Genomic DNA, 20302 nt, shown 5'->3' with positions numbered 1-20302 from the left:
TCAGAGGGACATTTGTTGTGATCGTTCCCACGCTCTGCGTGGGAACGATCGGTAAGGGATCAAACCTTCTTGTACAACTGACTACCTTCCTGCTTGAACCGCTCGGCCTGTTCGGCCAAGCCCTGGGCGATTTCCGCATCGACGGTTTCGATCCGCTGGTTGGCCGCGTATTCACGGACTTCCTGGGTGATCTTCATCGAACAGAATTTCGGCCCGCACATGGAGCAGAAGTGCGCGACCTTGGCCGAATCCTTCGGCAGGGTTTCGTCGTGGTACGAACGCGCAGTGTCCGGATCAAGGCCCAGGTTGAACTGGTCTTCCCAACGGAATTCGAAACGCGCCTTGCTCAAGGCGTTGTCGCGAATTTGCGCCCCCGGATGCCCCTTCGCAAGGTCGGCAGCGTGGGCCGCGATCTTGTAGGTGATGATCCCGGTCTTCACGTCATCCTTGTTCGGCAGGCCCAAGTGCTCCTTCGGCGTCACGTAGCAAAGCATCGCGCAACCGAACCAGCCGATCATCGCCGCACCGATACCCGAAGTGATGTGGTCGTAGCCCGGCGCGATATCGGTGGTCAGCGGGCCGAGGGTGTAGAACGGCGCCTCGTCGCAGCACTCGAGCTGCTTGTCCATGTTCTCTTTGATCAACTGCATCGGCACGTGACCCGGGCCTTCGATCATGGTTTGTACGTCATGCTTCCAGGCGATTTTGGTCAGCTCGCCGAGGGTTTCCAGCTCACCGAATTGTGCCGCGTCGTTGGCGTCGGCAATCGAGCCCGGACGCAGGCCATCGCCCAGGGAGAAGCTGACGTCGTAGGCCTTCATGATTTCGCAAATCTCTTCGAAATGCGTGTAAGCAAAGTTCTCTTTATGGTGCGCCAGGCACCACTTGGCCATGATCGAACCGCCACGGGAAACAATACCGGTCACGCGTTTGGCGGTCAGCGGCACGTAGCGCAGCAATACACCGGCGTGGATGGTGAAGTAGTCGACGCCCTGTTCGGCCTGCTCGATCAGCGTGTCGCGGAACAGCTCCCAGGTCAGGTCTTCAGCGGCGCCGCCGACTTTCTCCAGGGCCTGGTAGATCGGCACGGTACCGATCGGTACCGGCGAGTTACGGATGATCCACTCGCGGGTTTCGTGAATGTGCTTACCGGTGGACAAGTCCATGATGTTGTCCGCGCCCCAGCGAATGCCCCAGGTCAGTTTCGCCACTTCTTCTTCGATGGACGAACCCAGTGCGCTGTTGCCGATGTTGCCGTTGATCTTCACCAGGAAGTTACGGCCGATGATCATCGGTTCCAGTTCGGTGTGGTTGATGTTGGCGGGAATGATCGCGCGACCGCGAGCGATCTCTTCACGGACAAATTCGGGGGTGATGATTTTCGGCACGCTGGCGCCGAAGCTGTGACCGGCGTGTTGCTGGTCCAGCAAACCTGCGGCGCGGGCCACTTCCAGCTTCATGTTTTCGCGGATGGCAACGTATTCCATCTCGGGCGTGATGATACCTTTGCGGGCGTAGTGCATCTGGGTGACGTTGCCACCGGCCTTGGCGCGGCGCGGGTTGTTCACGTGAGCGAAGCGCAGCTTGGTCAGTTCCGGATCTGCGAGGCGTTCCTTGCCGAAGTTCGAGCTCAAACCCGGCAGACGCTCGGTGTCGCCACGGGCTTCGATCCACGGCGAACGCACGTCAGCGAGGCCTTTGCGCACATCAATGATGACGTTGGGGTCGGTGTACGGGCCCGAGGTGTCATACACCACCACCGGCGCGTTGATTTCGCCACCGAAGTCGGTCGGGGTCACGTCCAGGCTGATTTCGCGCATCGGCACGAGGATGTCGGGGCGCGAGCCCTGGACATAGATTTTTTGCGAGCGGGTAAACGGCTGAACCGATTGCTGATCGACCTTGGCCGAGTCACTCAGATTGGTTTCGATTTTTGATTTTGTAGTCATCACGGGCTCTCCAGACACACATCCAGGCAGTGGATTTTTGTCGGAGCGAACCTGTAAACGAATGGACGCACGGGCGCTGGGAAAACCAGCTGTGCTGTGCTCGGTGCTCGAGGGGTGTTCGATTGTCGAACAACATCCCGGACGAAGCACAAGAGGACTCGCCGGGTGACGAGAAATCTTGTTCCCTACGCAGGCGCTAACCTGATCAGGTTCAACGGGATCCGAAATTATTCGATCTCAGCCTCATAGCAAGGCACCCCGACAAGAACCCGGCCAGTCTAGACACAACCGGCAAAGAACGCCAACTCCGCAGCAAACACCATGATGAATGGCGCAATTACCGGATTGTTGCCGTGCCTGCGTGCAACTACACTCGCTACGCCGTGCTGCGCCTTGACGCTGCAGGGCGCCGCGCCGTAGCCTTGGCGCTCAAATTATCAGCGTAATTTTTAGGGATGGCCTCATGCTGCGCAAACTCTCACTGGCCCTTGCCGTGTCTTGTGCGTCCAATGGAATGGCCTGGGCAGCAGAAGCGCCCTTATCGACCAAGACTGACCTGGTCAGCGTCTACCAGGAAGCGGTGGACAACAACGCCGACCTCGCCGCCGCCCGCGCCCAATACGGTGCTCAGAAGGAAGTCGTGCCCCAGGCCCGCGCCGGGCTGTTGCCCAATCTGTCCGCCGGTGCCGACCTGAACAACACCCGCACCTCGCTCGACCAGCCATCGCTGACCTCGACCCGCAGTGGCACGGTGTATCAGGCGACTCTCGCGCAACCGATTTTCCGCGCTGATCGCTGGTTCCAGTTGCAGGCCGCCAAGGACGTCAACGAACAGGCGGCGTTGCAACTCTCGGCCACCGAACAGAACCTGATTCTGCAAAGTGCCGAAAGCTACTTCAACGTGCTGCGCAGCCAGGACACCCTGGCCTCGACCAAGGCCGAAGAAGCGGCGTTCAAGCGTCAACTCGACCAGTCCAACGAGCGCTTCGACGTCGGTCTGTCGGACAAGACCGACGTGCTGCAATCCCAAGCCAGCTACGACACGGCGCGGGCCAACCGGATTCTTGCTCAGCGTCAGGTGGATGACGCGTTCGAAGCGCTGATCACTCTGACCAACCGCCAGTACAACTCGATCCAGGGCATCGTCCATACCTTGCCGATTCTGCCCCCGGCACCGAACGATGCCAAAGCCTGGGTCGACACCGCCGCCAAGCAGAACCTGAATCTGCTGGCCAGCAACTACGCGGTGAGCGCCGCCGAGGAAACCCTCAAGCAGCGCAAGGCCGGGCATGCGCCCACCCTGGATGCGGTCGCGCAATACCAGAAAGGTGACAACGACGCCCTCGGTTTTACCAACCCGAACCCGAACGGCGTGCGTTACGGCGGCGATGTCGAGCAGCGTACGGTTGGCCTGCAACTGAGCATCCCGCTCTACAGCGGCGGGCTGACCAGCTCGCAGGTGCGTGAGTCCTACTCGCGGCTGACTCAGTCCGAGCAGCAACGCGAAGCGCTGCGTCGTCAGGTCGTGGAAAACACCCGCAACCTGCACCGGGCGGTGAACACCGACGTCGAGCAGGTACAGGCCCGCCGGCAGTCGATCATCTCCAACCAGAGCGCGGTGGAAGCGACCGAAATCGGTTATCAGGTGGGAACGCGCAACATCGTTGACGTGCTCGATGCCCAGCGTCAGCTGTACACCTCGGTGCGTAATTACAACAACACCCGCTACGACTACATCCTCGACAACCTGCGCTTAAAGCAGGCCGCCGGCACCTTGAACCCGGGGGATTTGCAGGACCTGACGCGTTACCTCAAACCCGACTACAACCCGGACAAGGACTTCCTGCCACCGGATCTGGCCAAGGCTGCGGCGGAGCAGTTACGGGCTAATCCCGCCCAATAAAAGCAAACCGGTGGTGAAGGGGCTGCCTGTGGCGAGGGGGCTTGCCCCCGCTGGGGCGCGAAGCGGCCCTGAAAGTACCACAACCACCTAGGTGTGTCAGGCAAACCAGGTTTGCCGGTTTTACGACTGCTTCGCAGCCGAACGGGGGCAAGCCCCCTCGCCACAGCAAGCTCCCTCGCCACAAAGGAGTAGTGACAAACTCAGGACTTGTCGATCAACCTGCCCAACCCATCCAGCAACCGCTGCAACGCGCCCTGATTGGTGCGCATCACTTTCAGCCCCGCCTCTGCCATCCGCTGCGCATCGCTCGGCAATTCGAACAGCCGCTGCACGGCCAGCGCCAGACCTTCGGCATCATCAACCTCGGCCAATGCCCCGGCGCTACGCAACTGCGTGGCGATCTCGAGGAAGTTGAACAGGTGTGGCCCGCTGAGCACCGGTTTGGCCAGGGCCGCCGGTTCCAGCAGATTATGGCCGCCGTTCGGCACCAGGCTGCCACCGACGAACGCGCTGTCGGCCAACGCATAGAGAAACAGCAACTCGCCCATGGTGTCGCCCAAGAGCACCAAAGTGCCTGCGGTAACCGGCTCGCCCGTCGAACGCCGCACCGTGGCGAATCCCTGCTGCCGGCACAACTCGAACACCGGGTTGAAACGCTCCGGATGACGCGGCACCAGAATCAGCAAGGCATCAGGATGATTGGCCAACAGCCGACGATGGGCGGCCAGCACCACCTCGTCTTCGCCTTCATGGGTACTCGCGGCGATCCATACCGGGCGATCCTGCGCCTGCCACTGCGCACGCAACTCGCCGGCACGCTGCAGCAGTCGTGGGTCGATGGTCAGGTCGAACTTGATCGAACCGGTCACTTCGACGGTTTCCGGGCGCGCGCCCAAATCCCGGAAGCGCTGCGCCTCGGCTTCGGTCTGCACCGCAAACAGGCTCATCTCGGCAAGCATCGGCCCGGTCAGTTTATGGAAGCGGCCATAGCCTTTGGCCGAACGCTCGGACAGTCGCGCATTGGCCAGCGCCACGGGAATCCCGCGCTTGGCGCATTGGTGGATATGGTTGGGCCAGAGCTCGGTTTCCATGATCACCGCCAGTTTCGGGCGGGCTCGATCAAGGAATCGCGCCGCGGCGCAGGGCAAGTCGTAAGGCAGATAGCAGTGTTGAATGCGCGGCTCGTTGGCGAACAGCGCCTGGATCCGTTCGGACCCGGTCGGGGTCATGCAGGTGACGGTGATCGGCAGCGTCGGGTAGCGTTGCAGCAAGGCGCGGATCATCGGCGCCGCGGCGATGCTTTCGCCCACCGACACCGCGTGCACCCAGAGGCCGTCCGGCTTCATCGCCGGTAGCGCGAGGGAGAACCGTTCGCCAATGCGCTTGGCGTACGCCGGAGCCTTGCGCGCCCGTAGCCAAAGCCGAATCGCTACCAATGGCAGCCCCAGGTAAAACAGCACGGTGTAGAGAGTTCTATTCATGGCGGCGGAGTTTATCGGTTTTTTAGCCGATCGCCTGCAAGTGCACGGCAAAACGTTCAGCCAGCCAACGGGCCGCCGGACCGAGGGGCTCATCGCGACGCCAGACCAGTTCGACAATCAACGCTGGCGGCGTCCATTCGCTGGCCAGTTCGACCATCTGATTCTGATACGCCGGGTACTGCACCACATGTCGCGGCAACCAGGCCCAACCAAGACCGCGCATGACCCACTCAGCCATCACATAGAAACTGTCGGCGCGCCAGACCTGCGGGCTGGCGGGCTCGCTTCCGGGATAGACGCTGGACTGCGTGGACATCAGCAACTGTCGATGCTGCGCCATTTGCTGGCAATCGACCTGCGCCTGCTTCGCCATGGGATGCCCCACACCGCACACCGTAACCATTTCGACGCTACCCAGCACCCTCCGCTCGAGGGCTTCGGGTATTTGCTCATGATAAAACAGCAAGCCCAGGTCGGCCCGGCGCTCCACCAATTTGCGCGCAACATCACCCTGGGCGGCGCTGGTCAGCTGAACTTCGAGGCTGGGAAACTTTTCTGCCAGAGCCTCGAAGCTTTCAACCACCGCTTGATAAGGCATTGCTTCGTCCTGAGCCACACGCAGACTCGCTTCCTGGCCGCGCATCATCGCCAGCGCCCGGCCATTGAGGCGCTCGCATTGGCGCAGTACTTCCCGCGCCTCCTCAAGCAGCGCGGTGCCGGCTTCGGTGAGTCTCGGCTGACGACCACTGCTGCGATCGAACAGGCTGACGCCCAGGTCCTCTTCCAGCAGCGCAATCGAACTGCTGACTGCCGACTGCGCCTTGCGCTGATCCCGCGCCACCGCGGAAAACGAACGCTGTTCCGCGACGCTGACAAACAAGCGCAGCTGTTCCAGATTCCATTGCATGTTCATGGCTCAACCCATCTTCAGAACAGATAGGTAATGACTTTACCGCATCTGGCGAATCTCTAGAATGCCGACCTCAGAGAGCAACACTTCATACGAGGATTGACCCATGACCGCTTACTACTACCTGGCCATCGCCATCTGCGCCGAAGTGATCGCTACCGTTTCGATGAAAGCGGTCAAGGGTTTCAGCACGCCACTGCCGCTGCTGCTGGTCATCGTTGGTTACGGCATTGCGTTCTGGATGCTGACCCTGGTGGTGCGCAGTGTTCCGGTGGGCGTGGCCTACGCGGTGTGGGCCGGCATGGGCATCGTGATGGTCAGCGTCGCGGCGCTGTTTATCTATGGGCAGAAGCTGGATGTGCCGGCGATGCTGGGGATGGCGCTCATCGTATTGGGTGTCGTAGTCATCCAGCTCTTCTCCAAAACCGCCGGGCATTAAAACCCGAAGTGCGATCCATTGTGGGAGCGGGCTTGCTCGCGAAGAGGGGCTGTCAGTCGACATCTTTGTTGCCTGACACACCGTTTTCGCGAGCAAGCCCGCTCCCACAGGTTTTGCATCCTCCCTATTGATCACCAACAAATCCCCTGTGCATCGAGTCTGTATACTGCGCCCTCGTCTTGAACACTGAGGTCGCTGCATGCCATCCGTTATTTCCACCGACGTTCTGATTGTCGGCGCTGGTGTCGCCGGCCTCTGGCTGAATGCGCGTCTGCGCCGTCAGGGTTTTTCGACCGTGCTGGTGGAAAGCGCCAGCCTCGGTGGCGGGCAGAGCGTGAAGTCCCAGGGCATCATCCACGGCGGCGCCAAGTACGCGTTGCACGGAGCCCTGACCGGCGCCTCGGAAGCCATTGCCGACATGCCGCGTCGCTGGCGTGAAGCGCTGGCCGGCGACGGCGAGCTGGATCTGTCCGGCGTGCGTCTGCTGTCCGACGCCCATTACCTCTGGTCCCCCGGCACCCTCGCCGGCAACCTCACCAGTTTCTTTGCCAGCAAAGCCGTGCGCGGGCGGGTCGATCAGGTCAAGGGCGAACAATTGCCGCCAGCCCTGCAAGACAAGCGTTTCAAGGGCAAGGTCTATCGCCTGGCGGAATTGGTGGTTGACGTGCCAAGCCTGATCCAGCGCCTGGCCGATTTGGCCGGTGACGGTCTACTGGCCGGCCAGCACATCGAACCGCTGCTGGAAAACGGCGAACTGGTCGGCTTGAAAGTCGACGAACGCGAGATTCGCGCCCAGCGCATCGTTCTCAGCGCCGGTGCCGGCACCGCCGACCTGCTCACGGCGCTGGGCCTGAGCCAACCGGCCATGCAGCGCCGTCCCCTGCACATGATCATCGTCAAAGGCCCTGGCCTCAAACCGCTGTACGCCCATTGCCTGGGCGGCGGGCCGAAGCCGCGCATTACCGTGACCACCCACCCGGCCGTCGATGGTCAATGGGTCTGGTATCTGGGAGGCGATATCGCCGAAGCCGAAGGCGTGGCCCGCGATCCTGCGGCGCAAATCGCCACGGCGAAAAAAGAACTCGGCAACCTGCTGCCGTGGATCGACTTGAGCACCGCGCAGTGGGCGACCTTGCGGGTCGAGCGCGCCGAGCCGCTGCAATCAGGCCTGACCCGCCCGGACAATGCCTTCCTCGCCGAGCAAGATCGCCTGCTGGTGGGTTGGCCGACCAAACTGGCCCTGGCGCCGGACTTCGCTGACCGCGTCCTCGCCGCACTGCAACGCGACGGCATCCAGCCGAGCCATCCGGCGCCGCTGCCGGAACTGCCAAAACCGCCGATGGGCGTCCCTGCCTGGGAGCAACTGCTGCCATGAGCCAACCCACCCTGCACGATCTGCATCGCCCTTTGGGCAGCACCGGCCTGCTGGTTTCGCCCCTGGGCCTGGGCACGGTGAAACTTGGCCGCGATCAAGGAGTGAAGTATCCCAACGGTTTCCAGATCCCCGGCGATGACGAAGCGCGCATGCTGCTCAAACTCGCGCGCGACCTGGGCATCAACCTGATCGACACCGCGCCGGCCTATGGCCGCAGCGAAGAGCGTCTTGGCCCGTTGCTGCGGGGTCAACGTCAGGACTGGGTGATCGTCAGCAAAGTTGGCGAAGAATTTGCCGACGGCCAGTCGCACCACGACTTCAGCGCCGCCCATACGCGCCTCTCGGTGGAACGCAGCCTGCAACGCCTGGAAACGGATGTTATCGATCTGGTGCTGGTGCACTCCGACGGCAACGACCTGGCAATCCTCAATGGCAGCGAGGTCTATGCGACCCTCGCCGAGCTCAAGCGCGAAGGCAAGATTCGCGGTTTCGGTTTTTCCGGTAAAACCGTCGAAGGCGGCTTGAAGGCTCTGGAACAAGGTGATTGCGCGATGGTCACCTACAATCTGAACGAACAGAACGAGAAGCCAGTCATTGACTATGCTGCTGCTCACGGCAAAGCGATCCTGATCAAAAAAGCCTTGGCCAGCGGCCACGTTTGCTTGAGCCCGGGCGTGGACCCGGTGCGCGCCAGCTTCGAGTTGTTGTTTGAACACCCGGGTGTGGCCAGTGCTATTGTCGGGACCATCAATCCGTTGCACCTCGCCCACAACGTCGCGACCGTTGCCCAGGTCCTTCATAGGGTCTGTTGACGTTTGGTGACGACCGCGACGCCGGCCCTTCGGGTTGCGCGCCAAACGTCAACAGACCCTAGCCATTGATGCCGCCCACGCGGCCTTAAGCAGGAGCCGACATGCCGCGTACGCTGATAAGAAAGAACCCGAGCAACTTCAAGACCCTGCCGTTATTCGTCGAAGCGACACCCGAAGGCCTGAGTTACCAGAGCGTCGGGATGCCGCTGAACTTCTCCCAGACCCTGCAACGTCGCCGCCCGGTGACCGTACCCGACAACGAGCGGTTTGCCCTGGAGCTGGCGAATCTTGGGGTTTCGGTGCGCCTGACCCTGCATTGGCAGAATCGCGACTACTGGGTATTGGTGCGTCAGCGTCGGCAGGATCGAGGCGATGTGGTGCTCAAGCTGATCTCGGGTTATGTGCCGGCCCATGAACTGAACCTGCCGCTGCACACGGCAACCCAGGAAATTGCCGAAGAGTGCCTGCTGGAAACTCCGGAAGGCTGGCTCAGCGGGCGTTTCAACGACACCTGGCTGCCCGCGCCCTACTCGTCCGCCCTGCATTACCGCGAAGCCCTGCCGTTTCGCCTGACACCGCTGTCCGGCTCGGCGCGGCCGGTGCGCTGCGCCAACATGCCGCTGATCGAGCGTCCTCGGGCCTACGTGCATTTGCCGACCGCGTCGCTGCAATTGATCTACGACTTGCGCCTGGATGTACCCAAGGAAGCCAAATCCCTAAGCCTGTTTCATGTCGACGAACGACTGGAAGGCGATCAACTGGTGGCCCGGCTCGATCGCAAACGTCCCGATTTGTATCTGATGCCACTGCAGGACGGCCAGCCGATGGCCGAGCTGTACACCCTGAAAAAAGATCAGCTGTACCCGGCGAGTACCCGCGGGCTATATCTGGCGGAGAGTTTTGCCCGACAGGAAGGATGGCTGGTGAAGGATGAGCGGATTCGCTGGAAAGACTGGGTGCGGCAACAGGGTTTGAGCCCGCCGGGGAAGGATTCGGGTTTAGCCCGCTTGCATGGAAAAGCAAAGCAACTGCTGAAAAGAATCGTGCCGCGCAAGGCCGCACGCCCCTGATCGTTCCCACGATCTGCGTGGGAATGCAGCCCGAGACGCTCCGCGTCTCAAAGCGGACGCAGAGCGTCGATAGAGGCATTCCCACGCAGAGCGTGGGAACGATCAAGTGGGAAGGATCATGTTCGGTCAGTGATTGCGGATCTTCTCGACAATCGCCGTGGTCGAGCTGTTTTCTACCAGCCCCAGCACTTTCACAGTCCCGCCGTAAGCAGTGACGATGTCTGCGCCAACCACTTGCTCGATCCCGTAATCGCCGCCTTTGACCAACACATCCGGCTTGACCTCGCGCAACAGGTTTTCTGGCGTGCCCTCAGGGAAGCTGATGACCCAATCCACGGCGCCCAGACCGGCCAATACGGCCATGCGACGGTCGACGCTATTGATCGGCCGACCCGGCCCTTTCAAGCGGCTCACCGACGCATCGTCGTTGACCGCCACGATCAGACGATCGCCTTGGGCACGCGCCTGTTCGAGGTAGGTCACGTGGCCGGCATGCAGGATGTCGAAGCAGCCATTGGTGAACACAATCTTCTCGTTGTGTGCACGTGCGTCGTCGACTGCCAGCAACAGCTGCTCCAGCCCCAACACACCACGCTCGGAACCTTCTTCACGCTGGATCGCACGACGCAATTCCGGGGCACTGATGGCCGCAGTACCGAGCTTGCCGACCACGATGCCTGCCGCCAGATTGGCCAAGGCCACCGCGTGGGGCAGTTCTTCGCCAGCGGCGATCGCTGCCGCCAGGGTAGAAATCACCGTGTCACCGGCACCGGTCACGTCGAACACTTCACGGGCACGGGCCGGCAGGTGCAGTGCCGGATGATCCGGGCGTAGCAAGGTCATGCCGTGCTCGCCACGGGTCACCAGCAAGGCGCCGAGGTCGAGGTCGTGCATCAGCTGCGCGCCCTTGCTCACCAGCTCGTGCTCATCGGCGCAACCACCGACAATGGTTTCGAATTCGCTGAGGTTCGGGGTGATCAGGCTCGCGCCGCGGTAGATCGAGAAATCCTTGCCCTTGGGATCGGCCAGCACCGGAATCCCACGAGCACGGGCAGCCTGGATCAGCACCTGATGGTTTTTCAGCGCGCCTTTGCCGTAGTCGGACAGCACCAGCACCTTGATGCCTTCGAGCAATTCGTCAACTTGTTCGCCCAGCGCCAGGGCGTCGGTTGCGAAAGGTTCTTCGAAGTCGATACGCAGCAATTGCTGGTGGCGGCTCATCACCCGCAGCTTGACGATGGTCGGCTGGTGCGCGATGCGCTGGAACAACGCCCGCACGCCGGCGCCTTTGAGGCTGTTGACCAGGCTGTCGGCAGCCTCGTCGTCGCCGGTCACGCCGACCAGCGAGGCCGGCGCACCGAGCGCGGCAATGTTCAGGGCAACGTTGGCGGCACCGCCCGGGCGGTCCTCGATTTGCTCGACCTTGACTACCGGTACCGGCGCCTCAGGGGAAATCCGTGAGGTACCACCATGCCAGTAACGGTCGAGCATGACATCGCCGACCACCAGGACAGGGGCCTGATCGAATCGTGGCATGGATAACTTCATGGAAACTCCAGGGGCAATAAAAGCGTCGCGGATAATAACATAGCGAAAGAATGCGGCCGCACCCGAGCACACAGGCTCAACGGCGGTCATTCTGTGAAGGGGCATCCAGCGGACGCACCCAGAAAAGTTCATGTCGGCGCACCGCTTTGCGGAAGAACTCGTCTTCACCTGTGCGGGGCCAGCAACGCCCGGCCAACAACCGCTGAATCACCCGGCGCAGACGTCTTTTGAGCGGTGGACGGCCCTGCAAGTCGTGCTGCATGCCCAAGGCCATGGCTTTGTCCATGCGGGTTGGCGCGTCCAGCAACGGACTCCATAGCCCATCAGCCGGCAACGGCTCGATGGTCGGCGGCAGGGCAATGCCATAACCCGCCGGGCCCATCGGCCAGCGGTCGTTGTCGTGCAGGTGATTGGCATAGAGCAGCAGGGTGCGCGGGCGCCAGGTACTGAGTTCAATCGCGTCCATCAAGGCGCGCGTGCTGGCGACATGATCGCTGTGGGGATCCAGTTCGGGATGGGGGGTCAGCACCGCGTCGGGACGGTGATGCTCAAGCAGATGCGCCAGATCAGCTACCAGGTTGCGCCAATGGGGCTGACCATCGACGTCACCCGGCAGGCGCAGGGCATTGTGCCGACGTACGTCACGTATATCGCTCTCCCCCGACTCCCGGGAACCAAAGCTTTGCTCCGGCTGCTGCGCCATCGCATTCAGTTGTAAGCAGTAATAGCCCAATTGCACACACTGTTGTTGCGCCACCCCGCCCCACAGCGGCACTGCCAGGCTATCCCAACTGCGCAGGCGCCCCTTCAGACGGGCGGCCTGAGCGGTGTCGAGGCCCATATCGCGATAGTTTTCGGCCTCAATCTCGCCTTGGGTCAGTGTGACGATAGCCACCTCGGACGCCCGGCTATAAAGACCAAAAGCCGCCAGTTCAGCATCATCGGCATGGGGGGCGATGATTAGCAGACGCTGCTGAGCAAAATCCGGATTATTCAGGGCGTGCAAAGTTGCCTGTGGCGCCAGGCTGCAAAAGCGTCCACGTAAGGTCAGGGTCCCGGCAGCCAGCGCCGAACCTTGCCCGGACAGATTGAGAAAACGCTCTCCCGCGACACCGCGCTCCAGATCTTGACGGTCGTCACCGATCCATACCTGGGGGTCAAGAAAGCGACCCAGCCAATGGCTCTTGACCCGCACCTGCAAAACCAGGGTTTGCGCCACGCCGAAGTTCCCCGTCACCTGCAAGGCACCATTGACCAGGGTGGTGGGGAACTGCGGCGTATCCGCCGGGAAGTCATAGCGATAATCGTCGCCCGGGGCATAGAACAGATGGTCGGCGAACCAGGCTTCATGGGCGATCCAGCCCAACAGCAGGAACAGCGGCAATGGCCACCATGCGACAAAAATGCCAAATAGTATTGCGGCCAATAACACACCGATCAGCACCACACGTTTGCGTTGGCGATGGCGTTTAAGCAATTGTTGCTTGCGTGCGCTCATGACTGCCTGTCCTCGCTCAAACCTGATAGACCGGAACCCGGTGACACCAGCGATCCTTGTATTCGCGATCGGCGCGGCCGAACGAGTAACGCAGCGGCTTGCCCACGGCGCGGGCCTGCTCCCATGCGGCTTGGGTGTTGACGAAACTGAGTACACTGCCAGGGCTGAACTCGCGGTTTTGCGGGTCGACACCGCCGTTAATGTATTCCAGGCTGACCCACTTGGGCGCCTCGACCCGGTACAGAATCTGGATCGCCACCGGTTCGTCGTTCAGGTAGATCAAGGACCCGGTCATAAACTCACGCAACAGGCTGAACACTTCAGAAAGACGCGCCTTGCCCGGTGCTTCAAAGTTCCAGCGGCGCTGGAACAGGTCAGCATAGATGGTGGCCTGTTCGCTGGCGCTCAGCTCCAGCATCGGTCGGATGATGCCACCCGCCTCTTCAAGCAAACGCTGGTCACGACGCTGGTTGTAGCGAAACTTCTTACTGTAGTCCTCTGGTTCACGAGCCAGCGCCAGGCCTTCAGGTTGCTCAGCGAGACCGGTGATGTTTGGAGAATTGAGTTCGGACACATAACGCGCGCGATGCCGCACACGAACCTGGACGTCTTCGGAAACCGGCAGGATGATCTCGGCGTTGCCAAGATCGAGCAGGCCACGTTTGCCTTCACGCTTGAGCACTTCCTTGGACAAGGCCACATGACGGCCCCAGGTCGGCATCGCGGCGCACAACTCACCGTCGACGAACCAGCCCAGATAACGCACCGGGATGCCTACCAGCCCTGCCAGACGCTCAACCACTTCGGGATGAGTCGCCACGCTGCCGCCGAACTGTTGCCAGGCCTGGCTATAAGCCGTTGCATCGATGGGCGCCCAACCGCTTTCTCTCCAGGCTCGCCAGTAACTCAAAATCAAACGTGGGACTCCGTCATCGCCTCGTCGGTGCTTTCGACGAAGTCCTTCTCGTGCAGGCGTGCGTAGTGACCGTTCAACGCCAACAACTCGGCGTGGGTGCCGCGTTCGACGATGCGGCCCTGGTCCATCAACAGGATCAGGTCAGCCTTCTCGATGGTCGACAAGCGGTGAGCGATCACCAGCGTGGTACGGCCCTTCATTACTTGTTCCAGAGCCGCCTGAATGTGGCGCTCGGATTCGGTGTCGAGGGCCGAGGTAGCCTCATCGAGAATCAGCAATGGCGCATTCTTGAGCAGTGCCCGGGCAATCGCCAGACGCTGGCGCTGACCGCCGGAAAGCAGCACACCGTTTTCGCCCACAAGGGTGTCGTAGCCTTGAGGCATTTGCTCGATGAACTCGGCGGCGTAGGCATCTTCGGCTGCCTTGCGCACATCTTCGAACGGTGCGCCGGCGAGGTCGCCGTAGGCAATGTTGTTGGTGACGCTGTCGTTGAACAGGGTGACCTGCTGGGTCACCAGGGCAATGTGACGACGCAGGTTGGTCAGCTTGTATTCCTCGACATCCATACCGTCGAGCAGGATCTGGCCCTTGTCGTGGTGATAGAAACGCGGAATCAGGTTGGCCAAGGTCGATTTGCCGCTACCCGAACGCCCCACAAGAGCGACCATCTGGCCCTCTTCAGCGGTAAAGGAAATATCGTTGAGCACGATTTTCTCGGTGCCAGGGTACTGGAAGCTCAGGTTACGCACTTCCAGGCGACCACTGACGCGCGCCATCTCCTTGGTGCCCGTATCGATTTCCGGAGCTTCGTCGAGCTGCTCGAAAATGCTCTCCGCACCGGCCAGCCCTTTCTGGATCGTGGCGCTGACTTCCGACAACTGACGAATCGGCTTGGGCAACAAACCGGCAGCGGTGATGTAAGCAACCAGTTCGCCAGCAGAGGCATCGCCGCGAAGGTAAAGCACCAGATACATCAACACGGCCATGCCGATGTAAATCACCAGTTGCAGCATTGGGGTGTAGATCGATTGGGTGCGGGTCATGCCCAGGCTGCGGTTCATATTGTCAGCGCTGGCCTTGTGGAAACGCTCGATTTCGTAAGTCTCACCGCCAAAGCTGCGAACCACGCGGTAGCCCTGGATCGTCTCCGAAGCCACATGGGTCACATCGCCCATCGCCACCTGGATTTTCTTGCTTTGCTTGCGAAATTTTTTGCTGGCGCTACTCACCAGAATCGCGATGACCGGCAGGATCGCCAGCAACACCAGGGTCATTTTCCAGTTGCTGTACAGCAGGTAACCGAACAGGAACACCACCGTCAGGCCTTCACGGATCACCACTTTGATCGCATCGGTGGCGGCACCGGTAACCATTGTCACGTTATAGGTAATACGGGAAATCAGGTGCCCGGAGTTGTTGTTGTCGAAGTAGCGGTTAGGCAGGGTCAACAGGTTGTCGAACAAGGCGCAACGCAGGTCGTGGACCACGCCACGGGCAACCTTGGCCAGGTAATAGTTTCCCAGAAATGAGCCGATACCCTGGTAGACGGCAATCAGCACAATCAACAACGGTACGCCGAGTACCAGCGAGACACCCAGAAACTTGGTGTCATTGGGTTTTTGCAAGGCGTCGAGAAAATGTTTGAGCATATCCGCCAGCATCGGCTGGCTAGATGCGAATAGCACGAAGCCGACAATACTGAGGGCGAAAGCGCCCCAGTACGGGAGCACGTATTTCAGCAACCGCAGGTAAATCTTCATGCTTGATTGCTGGTCGGAATTGGCCATTCGGCACGCCTCGTACGTTTGAAAAAGACAGACAACCTGTGGATTGTAACAGCGAACGAATTACAACATAGGCTCAGCCCGGACGAGGTGCCGAAAACGCTTTAGCACTTCGCTACCGGGCCAGGAGTATCAGTAGCTGAAACACTCCAGAGGGAAGTTTTGGTTTGATTGCTACCACGAGTGGCCAATACGATACTCAATGCAATCGGTAACCAGGTGATCAACCAGTCCGCGTTGGGCTTGAGCCAGAGGCCGATGCCATCGGTCATCAACGACGTCCCGGAAAACACCCAGAGCGCCAGCAACACCTGCCCCAGTGGCTGCGCGCGCGAAACCCAGCCACGCCAGCCAACCACCAGCCACAGCCAGCCGAACAGCAGTAGACCAGGCACACCGAGCCGCACACCGATATCCAGAAAAAGATTGTGGGGATGTTTGAATGTCTGTCCGATTTCAGGGACAGGAATCAGGTACTCATGAAATCCCAACCCCATCATCCAGTGGTCCAGCATCAATTGAACGCCACCGCGCCACAGCTCGGGACGAAAAGAAACGCCACGCTGCATGAGGATTTCCGGCTTGAATACAGCGATGGACGCCAACCCCAAAACCGTCAAAATCATTAGCCCGCTACCCAGGCGCGAGGGTCGCGCCACGCCCATCACGAACAGGCAGGCCAGCAAGCCGATCCATACACCCCGGGTTTGGCTAAAGCCCAGGAATAACGCATACCCCAGCGCCGGAATCAGCAGCAACACCATCACCCAGGGATTGAAGCGCTTGGTCTGCAGCGTGAAAACGCCAAGAATCGCCAGAGCCCCCACCCCATGAGCGGCCATGATCGCAGTGTCCCACAAGCCAATGGCAATCAGCCTGCCGCTAAACGGCTGAGCGGACGTTTCATAAAAGTAGACCCAGGAAGCCGCGGCAAAAAAACCGCCGATAATCGATGCGTACAACAACATGGATTCCAACCGCCACTTGCGGTTCTGGGCAGCCAGTAGCACGCCTAAGAGGGCAAGGGACACGTAGAGCGTCACCTTGCTTTTGCCGACAACGTTAGCGCCCCCCTCAACCATCAGCACCAATAATGTCCAAGCCACGAAAATGGCGAAGAGGATGCACTCCGGTTGCTTGAGCATCAGCCGAAAATCCCGATGGAACAGCGCCAACATGGCGGGGAACCAGAGCAGGAAAATTATCATTTGGTGATAAAGCTTATTGTCCGGCAGCACCCATGCCCCGCACAGCAGCACGAGAAGACCGATAGACGCCCACGCCGCCAGGGCATTCCTATCGATCAGTTTTTTCATTCCTGTCAGCATTCAGCTTTACCCAGCATTCGATTGGCGACCCGCTGCAACTGGGCCTTGTCGGCGTTCTTCCAGCCACCCTTGATACAGTAGTGTTCAGAGAGGTAATGGAGAAAATTACGCCGCAACCGCTCATCGAGTGGCCATTGCGGGAAAGCGCGTGCCAGTTCCACCACTTGCTCGGCGTTATCGGCATGCATTACCAGCCCCTCGATATTGAAAAACGCCTGACCCAGGGTCAGCACGGGCTTACCCAAGAGGAGGCTTTCCAGGCCAACCGTCGAGTTCAGCGTGACCACAAACTGGCTGGACTCGATCAACTGCTGAGTGGCGTTGCCGTTGGCGAACAACAGACGCTCGTGAGTACGCTCATGCAACTCAGGATACGTTTCGCGACTGGATGGATGCTCCTTGAAGACCACTGTCAATCCAGTCTCTTTGGCCAAGCGCTCGCCCAAGGCGAACATCTCGCGCATATTCTTGATCCAGGGAGAAAACAGCCGAACCTGACTATCGCGGTCGTCCTGGAACGGAATAAAGACGAACTGCTCCGGCAGCACAATCGGTGCCGGGCCACTGGTACGAGGCTGGCGTGGAATCAGCACGGGCGCTGCCTGATTTTCAGGAACCGGATAAGGATAGTTGAGATAAAAACCGGCCTCGCGCGGAACGGCGTTCAGGTAGTTCACGCCCTGCGGATCAACGGTTGTGGTATCGGGCAACAAGCCGTTCTCGAAAAAGAACGTCTTACAACCCGGCAGCGCCAAGGCCGTCAGCAATCGGCAGTAACGATGGGAACCATTCCAGAACACCAGCGCGTCGGGGCGCTCACGATCAAGCAAAGCCTGGGCACGCAGCGCCATCCAAATCAGCTCAAGACGTAACAACAGACGATACAAGCGACCATCGTTTTTGTTCTTGACGCGTCGCTCCTCGCATTTTTCTTCGATCAGGCCCAGCCAGTCGACTCGCGAAAGCACTCTGGAAGTCTGCGACAACCTTGGCCAAGGCATCTGTGGCGGGGTAACGACTTTACCTTGTAGCTCGGTCTCGTTGAGTAACCGATTGAAATAGAGGCCTTGATGCTTGGCCAAGGAAATGAACAGCATTGTCGTCATAGGGTGTCCAGAAAATAGGCCGCATCCACCCGCCAAAGCGCAATATAACCATGTGCGACAAGTCCGCAGACATCAACACCCTGTTATTCGCCCGTCCGCGTATAGAAGTATAAAACCAAGAATCAGAAGCAAGCACTCTGTGGTATTGCGCCAGGCAACCCCGTGAACGGGCAACTGCCTCTTAAAAAGTGCGGCGATTGTACCACAGCGGTTTTTTGCAGCATGCGCACTGCGGTAACATAGCCGGCTGACCATCCCATCAGGCCAAGCCTTGGAGCCTTGATGCAAACGCTCGACCATACCGCTTATCTCAACATGCGCGAGGGCGCCGACGTTCTCGAGGCCGATGGTAAAGGGGATAAAGTTTTGTGCCTGGCCGATGGCTCGATGCTCAAGCTGTTTCGCCGCAAACGCCTGCTGACTTCTGCGCTTTGGGCGCCTTACGCCCGGCGCTTCGCCGACAACTGCCGAGCACTGCACGAACGCAATATCGAATGCCCAACGGTACGCCAGGTTTATCGCATCCCCAGCATCGAGCGCGATGCCGTGCATTACGCCCCCCTGCCCGGTCGCACCCTGCGTCAGTTGCTAGGCACCGATAACAACGAATTTCTCCGGGCACAACTGGGTGAGTTCATTGCACGCCTGCATGAGGACGGCATCTACTTTCGCTCCGCGCACCTGGGCAATGTGGTATTGACGCCTGAAAACACGCTGGGACTGATTGACATCGCCGACCTGCGCGCCTATCGCAAGCCGCTGCGCAAAGGCCTGCGCCTGCGCAACTTCAAGCATATGCTGCGCTATCGCCAGGATCGCGAGTGGCTACTCAAGGACAACCAGTTCCTTGAGCATTACCTGAACCACCAACGTGTGTGCAGTGGACGGGAATTGAGCCTGGCGCTCACCCCTTAACCCTTCAAGCCGTCAGTGTCAGCCGGCGGCAGACAGCCTGAAGGTTTCGAAGTCACGTGCAGGGTCTGCGCCTCGCAGCAAGTTATCAACCAGTTGAATGGTCTTTGCCAAACCCTGAGAACCGTATACCAGGTGGTAATCGGCAAAACGCCGGGCCTGGGCCACATGCCCCGGATAATCCTGCTCAAGCGCTAGCAACTGGCGGGAAAACTCATGCTCATCGCGCACTTGAGGCCCAAAAAACAGTGAGTGAGAGAAGATATCCACATCGCTGCCCGCATTCACGTGGATTACCGGCCGGCCCGCCAGCCCTGCCTCGATACCAGCATTGGACATGATATTGACAACAACGCTGGCCTGCGCCAGAGCGTCCGCCAGTGAACACTTGCTGTCCAGCAAGTCGATGTTGGTTAACTGCGCAGCGGCATCGTTCCAGAATTGCGCCTTGCTGCGCGGATGACGCTTGAACAGCACGCGATAATGCGGATGCTCCTCGGCCCAGTCGCGCAGTAACTGATAGGTGCGCTGGTAGCCCGACTCTTTTTCCCGATCAGGACCAACCCCCAGAATCAACAACGTATGGAGAGCAGGATCGGCAACTGGCAGATCATAGGTTTCATCGGCGAGGTAGGAACCGATCAGCACCACCGTTGACTCACCGAATCGCAATGTTCTTTCCTGCAAGGCAACCAGCGAACTATGGCCAAAGACGCCGTAATAGTCGTAATCGTTCATCCCCAGTCGCCGTGAAGATTCCAGCGTCGTGGCATGGGCCAGTTGCAGCAATCGGGCACCACGCGCAGCCAATGCCAAGCGCAGGAACGGCGCATGAAGACTACCGTTGCGTTCGTTGATCAGTACCTTGGGCGAATACGTCGTCACCAGCCACTGGGCATGGGCGGCGTACACCAGATAACGCAGCGGCACGGACTGCGGCGGCGCCAGGAGCATGCGCTGGGCGCAGGCGTCCGATGGAGAACGTAACGCGGCCTCTGTCAGGTGGTGCCCGCGCTTGCGCAGGCCCTCGATCAGAATATTCTTGCGTTGCAACGCCATGGACTTTGGCGCCGAATGCAGCAACAGCACCTCACAGGGCGCAGAGACAACCGAATCACTCAAGCACGCTTTGGCGCGAATCCCGACCGCCACATCCACCAGCACATCACGAACCAGACGCAACAAGCTGCCACAGCGACCATGACGCTCGCGCAGCAGCTTCCAGCGGTAACGGTCCAATTCACGCGCTTTTTGTGCCCAGCATCCCGCAG

16 protein-coding genes and 1 riboswitch are annotated in these 20302 nt (G+C 60.1%); of the genes, 6 read left to right on the top strand and 10 right to left on the bottom strand.

Annotated elements, in window-relative coordinates:
• Positions 1-59 precede the first annotated feature (59 nt).
• On the bottom strand, positions 60-1949 hold the full coding sequence (thiC, locus tag ACQKPC_RS13640; RefSeq protein WP_192346009.1) for a phosphomethylpyrimidine synthase ThiC: 1890 nt from the start codon (positions 1947-1949) through the stop codon (positions 60-62).
• 165 nt (positions 1950-2114) lie between these two features.
• Positions 2115-2220: riboswitch (TPP riboswitch) on the bottom strand.
• 192 nt (positions 2221-2412) lie between these two features.
• On the opposite strand from thiC, the gene ACQKPC_RS13635 reads away from it, so the two are divergent.
• Entirely contained in the window at positions 2413-3852 is a 1440-nt protein-coding gene (locus tag ACQKPC_RS13635; protein WP_427625095.1) for a TolC family outer membrane protein, read from the top strand.
• A 200-nt stretch (positions 3853-4052) separates the two neighbouring features.
• Here ACQKPC_RS13635 and waaA read toward each other — a convergent pair whose 3' ends face one another.
• Together waaA and ACQKPC_RS13625 are read right to left on the bottom strand one after the other, a co-directional pair.
• A complete protein-coding gene (gene waaA / locus ACQKPC_RS13630) occupies positions 4053-5333 on the bottom strand; it encodes a lipid IV(A) 3-deoxy-D-manno-octulosonic acid transferase (RefSeq protein ID WP_427625093.1) in 1281 nt (426 codons plus the stop codon).
• A gap of 22 nt (positions 5334-5355) precedes the next feature.
• Positions 5356-6246, bottom strand: a complete 891-nt coding sequence (locus ACQKPC_RS13625) for a LysR family transcriptional regulator (RefSeq protein ID WP_427625091.1) — start codon at positions 6244-6246, stop codon at positions 5356-5358.
• 103 nt (positions 6247-6349) lie between these two features.
• Between ACQKPC_RS13625 and ACQKPC_RS13620 the strand changes: the two genes are divergently transcribed.
• The 4 genes from ACQKPC_RS13620 (at position 6350) to ACQKPC_RS13605 (ending at position 9939) form a co-directional block, all read left to right on the top strand.
• Positions 6350-6682 carry a DMT family transporter gene (locus tag ACQKPC_RS13620; protein WP_008004867.1) on the top strand — a complete coding sequence of 111 codons (333 nt, stop codon included), beginning with the start codon at positions 6350-6352 and terminating at the stop codon, positions 6680-6682.
• 199 nt (positions 6683-6881) lie between these two features.
• On the top strand, positions 6882-8057 hold the full coding sequence (locus tag ACQKPC_RS13615; RefSeq protein ID WP_008074657.1) for an NAD(P)/FAD-dependent oxidoreductase: 1176 nt from the start codon (positions 6882-6884) through the stop codon (positions 8055-8057).
• The gene (locus tag ACQKPC_RS13610) at positions 8054-8869 is read left to right on the top strand and encodes an aldo/keto reductase (protein ID WP_427625089.1); all 816 of its coding nucleotides are present in this window, start codon (positions 8054-8056) and stop codon (positions 8867-8869) included. The genes ACQKPC_RS13615 and ACQKPC_RS13610 overlap by 4 nt, the downstream gene beginning before the upstream one ends.
• A gap of 101 nt (positions 8870-8970) precedes the next feature.
• Positions 8971-9939: a hypothetical protein gene (locus ACQKPC_RS13605; protein WP_063341765.1), complete on the top strand. Its 969-nt coding sequence runs from the start codon at positions 8971-8973 to the stop codon at positions 9937-9939.
• 126 nt (positions 9940-10065) lie between these two features.
• Here ACQKPC_RS13605 and hldE read toward each other — a convergent pair whose 3' ends face one another.
• The 6 genes from hldE to ACQKPC_RS13575 form a co-directional block, all read right to left on the bottom strand.
• Positions 10066-11487 carry a bifunctional D-glycero-beta-D-manno-heptose-7-phosphate kinase/D-glycero-beta-D-manno-heptose 1-phosphate adenylyltransferase HldE gene (gene hldE, locus ACQKPC_RS13600; protein WP_007902573.1) on the bottom strand — a complete coding sequence of 474 codons (1422 nt, stop codon included), beginning with the start codon at positions 11485-11487 and terminating at the stop codon, positions 10066-10068.
• 76 nt (positions 11488-11563) lie between these two features.
• Positions 11564-12985: a PIG-L deacetylase family protein gene (locus tag ACQKPC_RS13595; protein ID WP_427625086.1), complete on the bottom strand. Its 1422-nt coding sequence runs from the start codon at positions 12983-12985 to the stop codon at positions 11564-11566.
• A 16-nt stretch (positions 12986-13001) separates the two neighbouring features.
• Positions 13002-13898: a GNAT family N-acetyltransferase gene (locus ACQKPC_RS13590; protein ID WP_427625158.1), complete on the bottom strand. Its 897-nt coding sequence runs from the start codon at positions 13896-13898 to the stop codon at positions 13002-13004.
• Positions 13898-15688 (bottom strand): lipid A export permease/ATP-binding protein MsbA, encoded by a 1791-nt coding sequence (msbA, locus tag ACQKPC_RS13585; RefSeq protein ID WP_427625084.1) that lies wholly within the window; start codon positions 15686-15688, stop codon positions 13898-13900. The genes ACQKPC_RS13590 and msbA overlap by 1 nt, the downstream gene beginning before the upstream one ends.
• A 101-nt stretch (positions 15689-15789) precedes the next feature.
• A complete protein-coding gene (locus tag ACQKPC_RS13580) occupies positions 15790-17001 on the bottom strand; it encodes an O-antigen ligase family protein (RefSeq protein ID WP_427625082.1) in 1212 nt (403 codons plus the stop codon).
• 5 nt (positions 17002-17006) lie between these two features.
• Entirely contained in the window at positions 17007-18119 is a 1113-nt protein-coding gene (locus ACQKPC_RS13575) for a capsular biosynthesis protein (RefSeq protein WP_427625080.1), read from the bottom strand.
• 282 nt (positions 18120-18401) lie between these two features.
• Here ACQKPC_RS13575 and ACQKPC_RS13570 point away from each other — a divergent pair, with 282 nt between their 5' ends.
• Positions 18402-19034: a toluene tolerance protein gene (locus ACQKPC_RS13570; protein WP_427625078.1), complete on the top strand. Its 633-nt coding sequence runs from the start codon at positions 18402-18404 to the stop codon at positions 19032-19034.
• Positions 19035-19052: 18 nt separating this feature from the next.
• Here the strand turns inward: ACQKPC_RS13570 and ACQKPC_RS13565 are convergent, their stop codons facing one another.
• Positions 19053-20270: a capsule biosynthesis protein gene (locus ACQKPC_RS13565; RefSeq protein WP_427625076.1), complete on the bottom strand. Its 1218-nt coding sequence runs from the start codon at positions 20268-20270 to the stop codon at positions 19053-19055.
• Between the last annotated feature and the right edge of the window lie 32 nt (positions 20271-20302).

This window comes from Pseudomonas sp. NPDC089918 (assembly GCF_050280605.1).
Classification (GTDB): domain Bacteria; phylum Pseudomonadota; class Gammaproteobacteria; order Pseudomonadales; family Pseudomonadaceae; genus Aquipseudomonas.
Note: the sequence above shows the minus strand (reverse complement) of the source record. Positions and strands in the feature narration are given on the sequence as shown.

Bases quoted from the DNA above. Each gene is read 5' to 3' on its own strand.
- thiC (WP_192346009.1), bottom strand. From the start codon at position 1,949: ATGACTACAAAATCAAAAATCGAAACCAATCTGAGTGACTCGGCCAAG.
- ACQKPC_RS13635 (WP_427625095.1), top strand. From the start codon at position 2,413: ATGCTGCGCAAACTCTCACTGGCCCTTGCCGTGTCTTGTGCGTCCAAT.
- waaA (WP_427625093.1), bottom strand. From the start codon at position 5,333: ATGAATAGAACTCTCTACACCGTGCTGTTTTACCTGGGGCTGCCATTG.
- ACQKPC_RS13625 (WP_427625091.1), bottom strand. From the start codon at position 6,246: ATGAACATGCAATGGAATCTGGAACAGCTGCGCTTGTTTGTCAGCGTC.
- ACQKPC_RS13620 (WP_008004867.1), top strand. From the start codon at position 6,350: ATGACCGCTTACTACTACCTGGCCATCGCCATCTGCGCCGAAGTGATC.
- ACQKPC_RS13615 (WP_008074657.1), top strand. From the start codon at position 6,882: ATGCCATCCGTTATTTCCACCGACGTTCTGATTGTCGGCGCTGGTGTC.
- ACQKPC_RS13610 (WP_427625089.1), top strand. From the start codon at position 8,054: ATGAGCCAACCCACCCTGCACGATCTGCATCGCCCTTTGGGCAGCACC.
- ACQKPC_RS13605 (WP_063341765.1), top strand. From the start codon at position 8,971: ATGCCGCGTACGCTGATAAGAAAGAACCCGAGCAACTTCAAGACCCTG.
- hldE (WP_007902573.1), bottom strand. From the start codon at position 11,487: ATGAAGTTATCCATGCCACGATTCGATCAGGCCCCTGTCCTGGTGGTC.
- ACQKPC_RS13595 (WP_427625086.1), bottom strand. From the start codon at position 12,985: ATGAGCGCACGCAAGCAACAATTGCTTAAACGCCATCGCCAACGCAAA.
- msbA (WP_427625084.1), bottom strand. From the start codon at position 15,688: ATGGCCAATTCCGACCAGCAATCAAGCATGAAGATTTACCTGCGGTTG.
- ACQKPC_RS13580 (WP_427625082.1), bottom strand. From the start codon at position 17,001: ATGAAAAAACTGATCGATAGGAATGCCCTGGCGGCGTGGGCGTCTATC.
- ACQKPC_RS13575 (WP_427625080.1), bottom strand. From the start codon at position 18,119: ATGACGACAATGCTGTTCATTTCCTTGGCCAAGCATCAAGGCCTCTAT.
- ACQKPC_RS13570 (WP_427625078.1), top strand. From the start codon at position 18,402: ATGCAAACGCTCGACCATACCGCTTATCTCAACATGCGCGAGGGCGCC.